Genomic DNA, 15,677 nt, shown 5'->3' on the forward strand with positions numbered 1-15,677 from the left:
GTACATAACAATATAAAAAAAAGCAGGCCAATTGTGCCTGCTTTTTCGTTTATAAAAAAACGGAATTAGAATTTCTCTAAATGGCGCGTAATAATATTTTTTAGTTTCCTTCTAAAATATACTTCGTTAGGATTACCAAAGTATCTTGTAATGGTAAGCCTTGCCATTAGGTAGCTAATACTTGATTCTGCTCCCTGATTAAGGTTTACGTTGTGCTCTTCAAGTCCGTCAAAACAGCCACCGGTACATGGGTTGTATATAATTTGCTGTAAATGGTTGTTGCCTAAAAACCAGTTAAAGGCCATTTCCATTTTGGCAAGGTAATTTTCGTCTTTAAATATATCGTGAAACTTGCGTAATGCCAGTATAGTATAAGCTACATCAATAGGCTGCTCGCCGTAGCGTTTTTTTTCTTCCCCTTTAAAATGCCAACCGTCGTTTGATATTACTTTAATGGAATGTTCGTCAAAAATCACATCAAGTAAAAAATCAAAAGTTTCGCGTGCTATATCACGATAGGTTTCATCGCCGGTAATAGTGTAACAAAGCAACAGGGCTTCGGGCAGTACACTATTGGCATAGGTTAAGTAGTTTTCAAACCATTGCCAGTTCTCTTCGTTTTCATGCCTGTACATTTGTACCATCCTGTCGGCAAACAGTTTTATATATATAAGAGTATCTTCGTCCTTAACACGCCTGTTATAATAATACAGACCTTTAATTACAAAAGCCATTGCTCTGGTAGAGTAAATGTTTTTGGTAAGCGATAGCGAACGGTGAAAAGCAGCTTCGGCACGTTCACCTAACTCATCCGGTAAAATGTTAGCTATAGATATAAGGTAACCTAAAGCCCACATGGCTCTGCCCGAACTGTCTTCCAGATTTTCATTGTTATTTTGGGCAGTAATCTTTTTATTAAAGTCTACATAATTAAAAAAGCGTCCGTCTTTGCTTTGGCAATACTCAATAAAATTAAGGTAGGTATCTATATAAGGAATTACACTGTTGTCCTTAAACTGTTTATAATACTGACACATAGCTATAAGGGCGCGGGCATTATCATCCAGCGTGTATCCTGAATCGGTGTCGGGTTTGTTTAGTTTGGAAAACTGCAGCATCCCGAAATCAGTAGTCATATTCTTAATATGGTTCAGGTTTACCTGGGGATTCCTGTACTGGAGTTTCATTCCGTTTCCCATGGTTTTCTGTATTAAATGGGCATGATCTACAGCCGAGTTTTCCCAAGCAGTATGGATTATTTTATGCAGTCCGTTAAGTACCATAGTTTGACGAAGAGTGTCGTCTTTCAGTAATCGGTTAATCGCTTTAGCTAACTGATCTGAATCGCCAAAATCAAAGGTAATACCTGTTTCTCCGGCTAGGACCTCCTGTGCGTGTGGTATTGGTGTAGATACAATGGCACATCCGCAGCTAAGAGCATAAGAGAAAGTACCGCTTACCGCCTGATTAGGGTCTTTAGAAGTAAACAGGTAAACATCAGTCATCTGCAGGTACTCCAATAGTTCGTTTAACGGAACATACTCATTAATAAAAGTTACGTTATCCTGCAGGTTTAGTTCGTTTATTTTTTGGATAAGACTGTTACGGTAGCTTTCGCCTTCGTGTAAAAATACGGTAGGGTGGGTTTTGCCTATAATAAGGAAAAGTACATCAGGATTTAGTGCTACCACTTCCGGTAGGGCCTCCAGTGTTGTTTCTATACTTTTACCTGAGCTAAGTAGCCCGAAGGTAGAGAGTATAGTTTTTCCTTTAAAGCCATATTTTTCTTTCAGTTCGTTTTTCTCCCTGTGAGGCACCAGGTGAGTACCGTGTGGGATAACCGTAATAAGGCTACGGTCTATTATATAGTCGCGCACCAGTATATCGGCAGCGTTGTTTGTCATTACAATAAGCGAATCTACGCGGTTAAGTATATGCTGAACATTGGCTTTAAAAGCCTCGTCAGGATTTGGTAATACCGTATGGAATACAACAGTGAGCGGTTTTTCAATCTCATCTATAAAAGTATTGAACGCGTCGCTGGTTTCGGCAAACAACCCAAACTCATGCTGTATCATTACTATTTTTACATTGGCATCCTCATTAAGAGTTTTTGCCAGTTTGGTGTACGATTCGGGTTGGGAGGTATCCAATGTATATTTTACATCCGGGTTGGTGTAGGTGTGCTTTTCGTTTTTGTTTTCCAGCGCACAGATCTTTATGGAAAAAGAATCTACATATTGGTTATTAAGAGCTTTAATAAGATCTTCAGAATAGGTTGCTATACCGCACTGTCTTGGAGGGTAAGTTGTTATTACTGTAATTTCTGGTAACGGATTGTTTGTCTCATTATCCTTTATCACCTGTTCAATAATCAGGGGTTTGTACTTATCTCCTGCATTTTTCCTGTTTTTCATGACACGGTTTTTTTATGTGGGTTTAGCTTTTAATTAAATAGATTTAAAAACCGGTTATAAGTAATTTATAACCGGTTTTCGAGTGTTTATGAATTATAAGGGATTCCTTAACTCTATGCCTGGGCATTGTTTACCCAGTCATTTGCTCTTTCTTTAGCGCTGTTCACAGCCTCTTTGGCATCGCTTGCAGCACTTTTAAGTTCTTTGCCGGCTTTACGCTGCAGTTCGTTTAGTTTACCTTTAAAGTGTTCTTTTGCTTCTGCGGCGTTTGCTTCAAATTTTTTCCTGTCATTTCTTCTTTTTGCAAAATATAAAGCTGCTCCTGCTAAGGCTACTGCACCTGCTGTAACTCCTACTACAATTTTCCTGTTCATTTTTTTTATATATTTAGGTTATTAAAACTTGAATAACCTAAATTACCACATTCTCGTTTCAGGTAGGGTTTTGCTTATAGAATATTTAACACAATTAACAATACTTTGAGTATTTTAAAATTTAGTTAACGGATGTAAGAAATTCTTTGAGAAAAATTCAATATAAAGTTAAATAAATGTTGTGGGAATACGAAATTTGGGAGTTAGTAATTTTATTTCAGGGGTTATTTTTGTGTAGTTGATAAAATTTAAGAAATATACCCCCTAAAAAATAGGGGTGTCTTAATATATGAATTCAAAAATTCATATATTTGCATCGATTTTAATATCATTAATAACTTAAAAATTTAGTTTCATGTCAACAATTCGTTTTCAGGCCTTAAAAGAAACCGCGGGCAGAAAGCCGGTTAAAGTAGAAGAGCTGGACCGTAAGTCTGCTATTTTTGGCAGCAATGTGTTTAACGACAAAGCAATGCGTCAATTTTTAACGTCTGAAGCATACCAGGCAGTAAAAGGAGCTGTACAGTATGGAACAAAAATTGAAAGAAAACTGGCTGATTATGTAGCTATGGGTATGAAAGAGTGGGCTCTTTCTAAAGGTGTAACTCACTATACTCACTGGTTCCAGCCATTAACAGGTACTACTGCAGAAAAGCACGATGCTTTCTTTGAAACATCTTTTGACGGCAGTGACCCAATCGAAAAATTTGCTGGTACTCAGCTTGTACAACAGGAGCCGGATGCATCAAGCTTCCCTAACGGTGGTATTCGTAACACGTTTGAGGCTCGTGGTTATACTGCATGGGACCCAACATCTCCGGCATTCATTTTTGGTACTACATTATGTATCCCAACTGTGTTTGTATCTTACACAGGTGAGGCGCTGGATTATAAAGCACCATTATTACGTGCACTTAACGCTGTAGACGAAGCTGCTACAGATGTGTGCCGTTACTTTGATAAAAACGTAAAGAAAGTAACTCCAACTCTAGGGTGGGAGCAGGAATATTTCCTTATTGATAAAGCTCTAGCTGCATCAAGACCGGATATTACACTTACAGGACGTACACTTTTAGGACATACTTCTGCTAAAGGGCAGCAGTTAGAAGACCACTATTTCGGTTCTATCCCTACAAGGGTTCTTAACTATATGAGAGACCTTGAAAACGAGTGTATGCTATTAGGTATACCTGTAAAAACACGTCACAACGAGGTAGCTCCAAACCAATTTGAGCTTGCTCCTATATTTGAGGAAACTAACCTTGCTGTAGACCACAACTCATTACTAATGGATGTCATGCAGAAAGTTGCAGAACGTCATGACTTTAAAGTACTTTTCCACGAAAAGCCATTCCAGGGAGTTAACGGTAGTGGTAAGCACAACAACTGGTCGCTTGCTACAGATACAGGAATAAACCTTTTAGGTCCTGGTAAAACACCAATGAGTAACCTACAGTTCCTTACTTTCTTCATTAACACTATTAAGGCTGTATACCAAAACGAGCAATTGTTAAGAGCTTCTATCGCTTCTGCGTCAAACGATCACAGACTTGGAGCTAACGAGGCACCTCCTGCAATTATCTCTGTATTCATCGGTCAGCAGCTTACAAAAGTTCTTGAGGAGCTGGAAGGTGTATCTAACGGTAAACTTTCTCCTGAAGAGAAAACAGATCTTAAACTTAACGTAGTAGGTAAAATTCCGGATGTATTACTTGATAATACTGACAGAAACAGAACTTCTCCGTTTGCCTTTACAGGTAATAAATTTGAGTTTAGAGCAGTAGGTTCTAATTCTAACTGTGCTAACTCAATGACAGTTCTTAACGCTATTGTTGCTAAGCAGCTTAAAGACTTCAAAAAAGAGGTTGATGCGCTTATCGACTCTAAGAAAATGAAGAAAGATGATGCTATCTTTAACGTATTAAGAGAGTACATCAAAGAAACCAAAAACATTCTGTTTGAAGGTGACGGTTACAGTGACGAGTGGGAAGTGGAAGCTGCAAAACGCGGACTAAGCAACAACAAAACTACTCCGCAGGCACTTAAAGCAAGAGTATCTAAAGAGGCACTTGCATTATTTGAAGAGCTGGATGTAATGAACCACGTTGAGGTTGAAGCACGTTATGAAATTGAACTTGAAGAGTATGCTAAGAAAATCCAGATTGAAGGACGCGTACTTGGAGATATTGCACGTAACCACGTAATCCCAACAGCTATTCGTTACCAAAACATCCTTATCGAGAACGTAAAAGGTCTTAAAGAGATATTCGGTAACAAGTTTGAGGATATAGGTAAAGAGCAAATTATCCTTATCAAAGAAATCTCTGAGCATATTTCAGGTATCAACTCTAAAGTTGAAGAAATGACTGAAGAGCGTAAAAAAGCAAATGCACTTGAAACTGCTGAAGAGCAGGCTACTGCTTACTGTGATAATGTAAAACCATTCTTTGACGTTATAAGAAAGCACTGTGACAAACTAGAGCTTCTTGTTGACGATGAGCTTTGGACACTTACTAAATACAGAGAGTTATTATTTACAAGATAATACAGGCTTATTATATAAATTAAAGCCCCGCTATTGCGGGGCTTTTTTTGTACTAAAAAGTATGAGTTTACGTTTTAATATAAATCCTTACCTCATGAAAAACATTTGTATTTTTTTATTACTCACTTTTTTTACCTTAACCCAAGCCCAGCAAAAGCATACCATTTATTTTGATTTAGATATTGATGAGCCAAACAGCTCGTCTGTAAGTAGTTTTGATGCATGGCTAAAACAAAATAAAGATGCAATAGTGTTTAAAGTATATGGATATGCCGATAAAATAGGTAGTGTGCAGTATAACAGGGATTTATCGCTTAGAAGAGCAAGTGATATTGTAAACCGGTTAAAACAAAATAACATAGACTTCGCAGAAGGGTTTGAGATTAAAGGTTTTGGAGAACAGTTTGAGCAGGATAGCGAACAGGCTAAAAACCGTAAGGTGGAGGTATATTATGAACTGCCCGAAACGGTTGAGGAAGTCATAGAGCCTCTTGATACCGAATTGGCTAAAAAAGTAGACCGCTCTAAAGTAGGGGATAAGCTAAAACTACCTAACCTTTATTTTTATAATAACAGCGATATTGTAGTACCTAAGTCAAAACCGTTATTAAGAGAATTGCTTGTTATTATGCAGAAAAGACCTAAACTAAAAATTGAGATACAGGGGCATATATGTTGCCAGCCAACAGATGAAGGGCGTATTTCTTACTACAGGGCAAAAGCCGTGTATGAATATTTACTCTATAATGGGATAGACGGAAGTAGGTTAAAGTTCCGTGGCTTTTCAAGTAATAATCCGGTTTACCCGTTACCCGAAAAAAATGAAGATGAACGCAATGCCAACAGGCGTGTAGAGATAGAGATTATTGAGAATTAAATATTTTATAATAAATAAAGTCTTATTTTCGTAAAAATACCATATTACACAAGGATGAAAAGACCCGTTTTATTCATTATATTTTTACTGCTTGCTTTGCCGGCTGTTGCCCAAAAGCAATATACGCTTTATTTTGATTCTAATAAATATGAGATAGACCCTACTTCCGACCAAATGCGAATCTTTAAGGCATGGATGTCGGCAAACAAGGAATCTAAAGTAGTGGCGATAGACGGTTATACTGACGAAGACGGTAGTACCCAGTTTAATGACACACTGGCACAAAACAGGGTAGACTATGTGTACAGCCTGATAAAAGGGAATATAAAAATACGTGAAGATTTTAAAACCCGCAGTTTTGGTGAGCTTCACAAACAGGAGGCAGATAAGTCTAAAAACCGTAGGGTAGATATATTTTACATCCGTAAAGACCAGTTGCATTTAGAGAACGAAATACTGGGTATAAAGGAAGAGCCTGCCCCTGAACCAGAACCAAAACCGATTGTATATACCGAGAAAATCGTACTGCGCAATCCAAATGGTACTATGGACGAGATTGTGCTCGATACCGTGTTTATGAAAAAGGTAGGTACGGCAAAACCGGGTGAACACCTGGCGATAAAGAATCTTAACTTTTACGAAAATACTTTTGCCATTACACAGGAGTCGCGCCCAAGGCTTTTTGAATTACTTGAGGTAATGCGACTGCACCCAAAACTTAAAATCAAATTACAGGGACACATTTGCTGTATGGAAGGCGACCCGCGTGATTTGAGTACCAAAAGGGCTAAGGCGATATTTATGTTCCTGCAACAGTATGGTGTGCCAAAAAGCCGTCTGTCGTTTGAAGGGCTTGGTACTTCACAACCGCTTTACCCTTTACCGGAAAACAACGAGGAGGAACGCGCCGCTAACCGCCGTGTGGAGATTTTGGTTGTGGAAAACGAGTAGCCAGTTTTTAGTAATCAGTGTTCAATTACTTTCTTTAAAGTAGCCATAGAAACTAATTTTATTCTAGATGAAAGCTTTTAATTATTGAGGTTGACTATTTAATCTTTGGCTATGAGCTTGATATTCTTCTTCTGAAAACTCAGCTCCATAAGCTTTTGAATGACTTAATACTCTTAACTGTTCTTTTACAAGTAGCTCGTTTAAACTCATTTCATTTGAAAACTGTTGAGGACTATAATAACGGTCGATTTCAGTTTGTTTTAAATTTTTGTACCCTAAGTCGTTAGCCATTTCGGAGAGTAAATCTAGATGAAAAGAATTCTGATTATCAAAATGAGGAGAACGAGGGTGTAATGCGTCAAAAAATTGCCTCCACGCAGATCTTACTTTGTGGTTATCTTGGAAAACAACGTCAATCTGATTAAGGCTATCCACCCATTCTTTATTAATAGGTGTAGATTTTCTATTAGCCATTAACCTTAAAAATAAATTTAATTTGGCATCTTTTTTTGCCTTTCTATCTTGAAAATATGAGCCAATCCATAAGATTAAAAGAGGCATTAAGGTAATTGAAATTAATTCTCCATAGTCAAGTAAAAATTGTTTCATAGTAAAGCGTGTTTAAGGTTATTAGAATACTAAGATAAATAAAAAAGGCACAAAAAAATCAATCTATAACTCATATACATTGTTCTTACTTATTACTTTAATTATAGCTTATAACTAATATATTATAATGGTTTTTTATACTATATGCGAGGAACTAAGCTATATATTTACAGAGATTCTTCGGTTTCGCTATCGCTTCACTCAGAATGACAGAACGATAGTTAATTGCTAAATTAAACAATTGCCACATTAGCAAATTAAAACTATCTTTGCACACAGTAATACAAACCCTATTTCATGAGTTCTGATAACAGCAAACGCTATAGCCTGAGGGGAGTTTCGGCTTCTAAGGAAGATGTTCATAACGCTATTAAAAACATAGATAAAGGCTTATTCCCAAAAGCTTTCTGTAAAATCGTACCCGATTATCTTACTAACGATGAGGATTACTGCCTTATAATGCATGCCGATGGCGCCGGTACAAAATCGTCACTGGCTTACATGTACTGGAAAGAAACGGGAGATATTTCGGTATGGAAAGGTATCGCTCAGGATGCTCTTATCATGAATATTGACGACCTGCTTTGTGTAGGTGCTGCCGATAATATCATGCTGTCATCAACCATAGGCCGTAACAAAAACCTTGTTCCGGGTGAGGTAATCTCGGCTATCATTAACGGTACCGAAGAACTTATTGAGGAGTTAGGGAAATTTGGTGTTACCATTCATTCTACAGGTGGTGAAACTGCCGATGTGGGTGACCTTGTGCGTACCATAATTGTAGACTCTACCGTAACTGCACGTATAAAACGTAAGGATGTTGTAGATAATGCCAACATTCAGGCGGGTGATGTTATCGTGGGGCTTGCTTCTTTCGGTCAGGCTTCTTACGAAAAAGAATACAATGGCGGTATGGGTAGTAACGGACTTACCTCTGCACGTCATGATGTGTTTGATAACTACCTGGCTCAAAAATATCCTGAAAGCTATGATGCTGCCGTTCCTTCAGAACTGGTTTACTCAGGAAAAACAAAACTTACCGATGCGGTTGAAAACAGCCCTATAGATGCCGGTAAGCTTGTACTGTCGCCTACACGTACGTATGCACCAATCATTAAAAGCATATTAGACAAATATACACCACAGGATATTCACGGTATGGTACACTGTAGTGGTGGTGCACAAACTAAAGTGCTTCACTTTGTAGATAATGTACATGTGATTAAAGATAACCTGTTCCCTGTACCTCCGTTATTTAAACTGATACAGGAGCAAAGCGGTACCGACTGGAAAGAAATGTACCAGGTGTTTAACTGCGGTCACCGTATGGAGCTTTATGTTTCGCAGGAAATTGCCGAAGATATCATTGCTATTTCAAAATCGTTTAATGTAGATGCGCAAATAGTGGGAAGGGTAGAAGCTTCTGATAAGAAAGAGCTTACCATTACCAGCGAATACGGAACGTTTAAATACTAAAATACTGAATCCGCCCATTGGGCGGATTTTTTTATTTATTATATTAGGGCTTAATTATTTTTTAAGATTTCTCAAGTCCACTTCATTTCGGTCGAAATGGCATTCCATTCCGGGTGGTGATAGCGAATCGGGGAATCCTGTATTATAAGTAAATAAACCTTACCAACCCATGAAAAAAACATTCCTTAATGCACAATGGCGCAAGCTGGTTATGATTAACTATGCCGTTGATCCAAAAGTACTGGAGCCTTATGTGCCGTTTAATACTGAACTCGACCTATGGAACGGCACCTGCTATGTAAGCCTTATAGGGTTTATGTTTGTTGATACTAAAGTACTGAAGCTTAAAATCCCTTTTCATATTAATTTTGAGGAAATCAACCTTCGCTTTTATGTGAAGTATAAGGATACCGAAGGTTATAAAAGGGGAGTGGTGTTTATTAAGGAAATTGTTCCTCGCCCTGCACTTACCCTTGTGGCAAACATGCTGTATAAGGAAAACTACGAAACCCTGCCTACACGCCATAACTGGATAGAACGCGATGATTCGCTTATGGTAGAATACGGTTGGAAAAAGGACGAATGGAACAGTATACGTGTTACTGCCGATAAACAGCCTGTAGATATTGTTCCTGACAGTGAGGAGGAATTTATTACCGAACATTTTTGGGGATATACCAAAGTGAATGATACGGTAACATCTGAATATGAGGTGGCACACCCGCGTTGGCAGATTTACCCGGTTAAGGATTATGAAATTGATGTTGATTTTGCCAAAGTATACGGCAGTGAGTTTGCCTTTTTAAAGGATGTCAAACCAGTATCGGTTTACCTTGCAGAAGGATCTGATATTGTGGTAAAAAAAGGGAAGAAGCTAAAAATAGAAACAGCAGGAGTATAAATAAAAAGGAAACGTTTTCAAATTGTCATTCTGAATGTAACGAAGTGAATGAAGAATCCCTAAGAACTTAATAAGAGATTTTTGCTGACGTCAAAATGACAAAACATAAAATGAAAAGGGCAGCCAATGAGCTGCCCTTTTCTGCCAATCCAATAAAGATATATTACACTAAATTACCTCCTTATTACAATTTTATGTGTTTCGGTAGCAAAGTCGCTTACAATTTGCATCACATAAGTACCCGATGCTAACTCCTCCATATTAAGGGCAGTTGCCATAGCATCGGCTTTTATTTCCATAACAAGTTTTCCCGTTCCTAAATCGTATACGGCTACACCTGCATTATCTCCGTGGTTTTGTGCCAGTTCTATATTAAATACTCCGTTGTTAGAAGGGTTAGGGTATACTATACTCCTTACAGCACTTGCTGCAAAATCTTCGGTGTCAAGAGAACACGCCTCCTGAGATTCGTATGCTCCTATATCACGACGTCCGTTAAATACATCCTGTCCCGCCTGATCCTGAGAGTTATCGTTAGGGTCACCCATATCGGCAGCTGCACTAGGGCATCCCAGCTTGTGAGTAAAGGTGCTACCTCCGTTATCTCCCAGTGCCAGTAGCTCAATTGTAAACGGAGTAGTTAATGACCCTGTAATATCGGTCTCTGCGCTAACATAAGCTTCTGCATCTGCAATACCTATAAGGTTGTACCCCATAGAGTTTATCATTTCGCCTTCGGCATACACATCGGCTCCTGCCACAACAGCAAGGTTACCTGCCAGTATGGTGTTAGTAACAGTAGGTGACATCATAGAATTGTTTGAGATACCACCACCGCTAATAGTAGCTGCGTTTAATGTGATAGTGTTGGCGTTTATCATAAGCTCGGCATTGTTATAAATACCACCACCGTTAGTAAGTGCTGTGTTTCCTGATATAGTAGTTTTAACCACCGTAGCCGATCCTGCATTGATATGGATACCACCACCCTGACCAAGCAGACCTGTAGCACTGTTACCCGAAATGGTAGAATTACTAACGCTTAGCGTACCACCATTGTTAAAAATTCCCCCGCCACCATCATCGGCAGCAACTCCCGCAGCAATATTATCGCTAATTGTTACATTGGTAACCGTCATAGTACTACCATTTTGGTTCCATAGTCCGCCACCCTCACGAGCCGCTATATTGGCACTTACAGTACTTTCGCTAATATCAAACATAGTCGCTCCACTAATGTGTAGTGCACCTCCGTTACCGGGGTTAGGGGTTCCGGCTGTACCGTTAACATCGTTTTCATTAAGTGCAGATGCGCTTATCATTAAAGTACCGTCAATTACTTCAATACCACCACCTGCACGGTTAGCGCTGTTTAGGGTAATCATAGTGTCATCAATATTCACAGTACCGTTAGAACTGAATATACCTCCGCCGCTACCGCTTACACCTGTGGCTGTGTTACCTGTAATTGTGCTGCTTGATATACTTACCATACCGCTAACGTTAAACACACCGCCTCCGCCATCGGTAGCTGCGCTACCTGCTGCTTCATTGTTTTGTATAGTAACATCGGTAATGGTCATGGAGCCGCTTCCGTTCCATAGTCCGCCACCTTGTAGTCCTGCATAGTTACCGCTTACCATACCACCGGTTATAGTAGCACTACCCGAACCTGTAATGTGTAAACCACCACCGTTACCCGGAGGTCCTGAAGCCGAATTTCCGGTTAACATTACATTGGTCAATATAATAGTACTTGTACCCGAATTGTCCTCAATACCACCACCGGCTCTTACCGCTGTATTGCCTGATATTTCGGTATCGGTAACAGTAAGCTGCGAACCAACGTCGTTAAGGATACCACCACCACTACCAAGAGTACCGTCGGCAGTATTATCACTAATTGTAGCATTTGCAATAACAAGAGTACCACCATTAAGGTTGTAAATTCCGCCACCACCTTGATCGGCACCGTCACCACTTGCGGTATTACCACTAATAACGGTTCCGTCAATGTTCATTGTTCCTGTTCCATTCCATAGTCCACCACCTTCGGCACCAGCCATGTTTCCTGAAACTTCACCACCGCTAATAGTAATCATCCCCATACCTGTAACGTGTAGTCCTCCACCATTACCCGGTGAATTATTAGTAGTATTGTTGGTAATCATCACATCAGTTAATGATACCGATCCCATCATTCCTGAATTATCTTCAATACCACCACCTGCACGGTTTGATATGTTTCCAGATATTTCGGTATTGGTAACAGTAAGCTGCGAACCTGCATCGTTAAGGATACCACCACCACTACCTGCAGCACCGTCGGCAGTATTATTGCTAATTGTAGCATTGGCAATAACAAGTGTACCACCGTTAAGGTTGTAAATTCCGCCACCACCTTGGTCAGCACCATCACCACTTGCGGTATTACCGCTAATAACGGTTCCGTCAATGTTCATTGTTCCTGTTCCGTTCCATAGTCCGCCACCTTCGGCACCAGCCATGTTTCCTGAAACTTCACCACCACTAATAGTAATTATTCCCATACCTGTAACGTGTAGTCCGCCACCGTTACCCGGAGAATTGTTTGTAGTATTGTTAGTAATCATCACATCAGTTAATGATACCGATCCTATCATTCCTGAATTATCTTCAATACCACCACCTGCACGGTTTGATACATTACCTATTATTTCCGCTTCGGTTACTACCAGTGTAGCTCCGGCATCATTAAGTATACCACCACCACTACCTGCAGCACCATCGGCAGTATTATTGCTAATTACCGTTTCGGCATTTACATTAAGTGTACCGCTAAGGTTGTATATACCACCACCACCTTGGTCGGCGCCGTCACCACTTGCAGTATTACCGCTAATAACTGTTCCTTCTATAGTCATAGTTCCACTACCGTTCCAAAGTCCGCCACCTTCGGCAGAAGCAGTATTGTTGTTTACCGTACCACCAGTAATCATAGTGTCACCTGCACCTGTTATGTGCAGTCCGCCACCATTACCGGGGCTTGATGCAGTGGAGTTATTGTTAAGGGTAACATCTGTTAAGGTTATCATTGTTCCTGCTCCCGAATTTCCTTCTATACCACCACCGGCACGTCCTGCCATGTTGCCTGTAATAACACAGTCGTTAACGGTAAGGTTACTACCTGTACCTACCAAAATAGCACCACCGCTACCTGCAAGGCCATCGGCTTCGTTTCCGGTTAGGGAAGAGGTGTTAATGGTAACATCACTGTCGCCCATAACATAAATAGCACCACCACCCATGCCTGCTGTTGCTCCGCTGGCTGTATTATTGGTAAAGACACTGTTGTTTATAAGTACATCGGTACCCGATATAAAAAGCGCCCCACCATTATCTGGTGCGGCACCTCCCGTAAATGATATGTTATTGATGGTAACCTGTGTAGCGCCCGATATGTTGAATATCCTGTTGCTGTCGCCTCCGCTAATAATAGTAGCATCGTCTCCGTTACCGTTAATAATAAGTTCTTTATCAATGGTTATTTCGCTGTTAAGCGTAATTGTATTTCCATTGGTAGTAAGGGCAAATATAATTGTGCTGCCCGCAGAGGCATCTAATACTGCCTGACGTAATGACCCCATGCCACTATCGTTTGAGTTTGTTACCGTAACCTGAGCATTGGCTGCAAAGCCAAACAGAAGGCAAACCGCTAAAAACATCGTGAATGTAAAATTCTTCTTCATGTTATAAAAAGTTTCTGGTTCGTATTACTGTTAATTACGATGTAAATTGTTTGTTGGTTTTTTAGTGTTGTAGTTAAATAATTCTTAAATATTTACTTTATAGATTAATGTATTAATGAAAATTTCATCTCATACATTCAAAATGTATTATTACCTTTAATGAAAATTAAACAATACTGAAGATGAAAGTAAACTTAAAAGCCGGAGTAGATAAATTACTGTTTGGTATGAAACAGCAGGATGTAAAAGCTATTTACGGTGAGCCCGACAGGGAATATAAAGACGATGAGGAGAATATTATATATGTATATAATAAAGAGAAGTTCAGGCTTACGTTTTATAGTGACGAAGATTTCAGGCTTGGGTATATCATATCTGCAAATCCTGAATTAGAACTGTTTTCTAATAAAATAATAGGGCAGAAGTGGAGTGATGTTGCTGCTGTGTTAAAAGAAAACAAGATAACATCATTTGAAAAAGAACCGTTTGATATAACTGATAATTATTTTAATGAAGATAACTGGGTTATTTTCCAGGTGGAGTTTGATGAGGTAGATACTCTTGAGCTAGGAGCTGTTTTTAACAGTAAGGATGAGTTTGACTGGAAATTCTAATTTGCTGTAATACATAAAAAAGGACACCTGAATAAGATGTCCTTTTTTTATGTTTATCCTGTTTGGGATTATTTTCTTTCCGGTTTTTTGTCAAGCATTTTAATTTCGAATGCAAGATCAGTATTTGGCGGAATTAAACGACCTGCACCTCTTTCACCATAAGCAAGATGAGCAGGGATATAAGCAATAAGTTTATCTCCTATGTTTAACTGTTCTATAGCTTCAATAAAACCAGGAATCATACCTGTTTTTTTACCTACTGTAAAAGGAATTGGCATATAACCGCCCTGCATGTCTCTTTGCTGGATGTATGTACCAAATTTTTTAGCTGTTTCAGTATCACTTGTGTCAAACACAGTTCCGTTTTGGAAAAATCCGGCATACTCAATATATACTTCAGTTCCCGGTATTGGTTTACCTCCGTTACCGTTTTCTAATATTTTGTACCTAAGTCCTGATGCTGTTTTAGTACCCGAAGTTTTTACTTCGTTAATAAGAGCAGCCTGATCTGCTTTAGCTTTTTCAATAGCCTCAGCTTTTTCTTTTATTTCCTTATTAGCTTTCTCGTAGTATTCTTTGAAAACTTTTTCGGCTTTAAACTTCTTAGCACCTTTACCTACACGGATAATTTTAACGCTAATCATTGTATCGTTGTTTTCAATTTGGTTTACAACATCCTGTCCTTCTACCACATGACCGAAAACAGTATGAATACCGTCTAGGTGAGGAGTAGCTTTGTGAGTAATGAAAAACTGACTTCCGTTTGTGTTTGGTCCGGCATTAGCCATAGATAGTATACCTGGTCCCGTATGTTTTAAATCGGTAATCTCATCAGGGAATTTGTAACCCGGTCCGCCCGAACCGTTTCCGTTAGGGTCTCCGGTTTGGATCATAAAGTTTTTTATAACACGGTGAAACTTTAAACCGTCATAAAAAGGTTTTCCTTTTCTGTCGCCTACAACCATATCGTTTTCGCCTTCGGCAAGCAATACAAAGTTAGCTACAGTTAAAGGTGTTTTTTCGTATTCCAGTTCTAACAGGATATTACCTTTGTTAGTTTCTATTTCGGCATATAGCCCGTCTTCAAGCTTAGTGACGTCATAACTTGGAGCGTCGGTGTTTTTGCATGAAAACATTAAAGCAACAATGCTTAAGAATAAACTTGTCATTGGTCTCATTTATTGA

Annotated in this window: 11 protein-coding genes; 6 read left to right on the forward strand and 5 right to left on the reverse strand. The window is 39.2% G+C overall.

Going from position 1 to position 15,677, the window contains the following annotated elements; genetic code table 11:
- Positions 1 to 65 precede the first annotated feature (65 nt).
- The gene (locus V3Z67_RS09055) at positions 66 to 2,417 is read right to left on the reverse strand and encodes a glycosyltransferase (protein WP_330442993.1); all 2,352 of its coding nucleotides are present in this window, start codon (positions 2,415 to 2,417) and stop codon (positions 66 to 68) included.
- Positions 2,418 to 2,530: 113 nt separating this feature from the next.
- On the reverse strand, positions 2,531 to 2,791 hold the full coding sequence (locus V3Z67_RS09060; RefSeq protein WP_330442994.1) for a hypothetical protein: 261 nt from the start codon (positions 2,789 to 2,791) through the stop codon (positions 2,531 to 2,533).
- Positions 2,792 to 3,146: 355 nt separating this feature from the next.
- On the opposite strand from V3Z67_RS09060, the gene V3Z67_RS09065 reads away from it, so the two are divergent.
- From V3Z67_RS09065 to V3Z67_RS09075, 3 genes are all read left to right on the forward strand, one after another.
- Positions 3,147 to 5,336: a glutamine synthetase III family protein gene (locus V3Z67_RS09065; RefSeq protein ID WP_330442995.1), complete on the forward strand. Its 2,190-nt coding sequence runs from the start codon at positions 3,147 to 3,149 to the stop codon at positions 5,334 to 5,336.
- A gap of 94 nt (positions 5,337 to 5,430) precedes the next feature.
- The gene (locus V3Z67_RS09070; protein WP_330442996.1) at positions 5,431 to 6,213 is read left to right on the forward strand and encodes an OmpA family protein; all 783 of its coding nucleotides are present in this window, start codon (positions 5,431 to 5,433) and stop codon (positions 6,211 to 6,213) included.
- Positions 6,214 to 6,267: 54 nt separating this feature from the next.
- Positions 6,268 to 7,164, forward strand: coding sequence for an OmpA family protein (locus V3Z67_RS09075; protein WP_330442997.1), 897 nt, complete (start codon positions 6,268 to 6,270; stop codon positions 7,162 to 7,164).
- 81 nt (positions 7,165 to 7,245) lie between these two features.
- On the opposite strand, the gene V3Z67_RS09080 is transcribed toward V3Z67_RS09075, so the two are convergent.
- Positions 7,246 to 7,773 (reverse strand): DUF6680 family protein, encoded by a 528-nt coding sequence (locus V3Z67_RS09080; RefSeq protein ID WP_330442998.1) that lies wholly within the window; start codon positions 7,771 to 7,773, stop codon positions 7,246 to 7,248.
- A 297-nt stretch (positions 7,774 to 8,070) separates the two neighbouring features.
- Between V3Z67_RS09080 and V3Z67_RS09085 the strand changes: the two genes are divergently transcribed.
- Positions 8,071 to 9,249, forward strand: a complete 1,179-nt coding sequence (locus V3Z67_RS09085) for an AIR synthase related protein (protein WP_330442999.1) — start codon at positions 8,071 to 8,073, stop codon at positions 9,247 to 9,249.
- A 169-nt stretch (positions 9,250 to 9,418) separates the two neighbouring features.
- On the forward strand, positions 9,419 to 10,150 hold the full coding sequence (locus V3Z67_RS09090; protein ID WP_330443000.1) for a YqjF family protein: 732 nt from the start codon (positions 9,419 to 9,421) through the stop codon (positions 10,148 to 10,150).
- Between the two features lie 173 nt (positions 10,151 to 10,323).
- Here V3Z67_RS09090 and V3Z67_RS09095 read toward each other — a convergent pair whose 3' ends face one another.
- Complete coding sequence (locus V3Z67_RS09095) at positions 10,324 to 13,878, reverse strand: right-handed parallel beta-helix repeat-containing protein (RefSeq protein WP_330443001.1); 3,555 nt, start codon at positions 13,876 to 13,878, stop codon at positions 10,324 to 10,326.
- Between the two features lie 182 nt (positions 13,879 to 14,060).
- On the opposite strand from V3Z67_RS09095, the gene V3Z67_RS09100 reads away from it, so the two are divergent.
- The gene (locus tag V3Z67_RS09100; protein ID WP_330443002.1) at positions 14,061 to 14,492 is read left to right on the forward strand and encodes a hypothetical protein; all 432 of its coding nucleotides are present in this window, start codon (positions 14,061 to 14,063) and stop codon (positions 14,490 to 14,492) included.
- Between the two features lie 68 nt (positions 14,493 to 14,560).
- Here the strand turns inward: V3Z67_RS09100 and V3Z67_RS09105 are convergent, their stop codons facing one another.
- The gene (locus V3Z67_RS09105; protein ID WP_330443003.1) at positions 14,561 to 15,670 is read right to left on the reverse strand and encodes a peptidylprolyl isomerase; all 1,110 of its coding nucleotides are present in this window, start codon (positions 15,668 to 15,670) and stop codon (positions 14,561 to 14,563) included.
- Positions 15,671 to 15,677: the final 7 nt, after the last annotated feature.

It is taken from the genome of Flavobacterium sp. C4GT6 (assembly GCF_036347315.1).
Lineage (GTDB): Bacteria > Bacteroidota > Bacteroidia > Flavobacteriales > Flavobacteriaceae > Flavobacterium.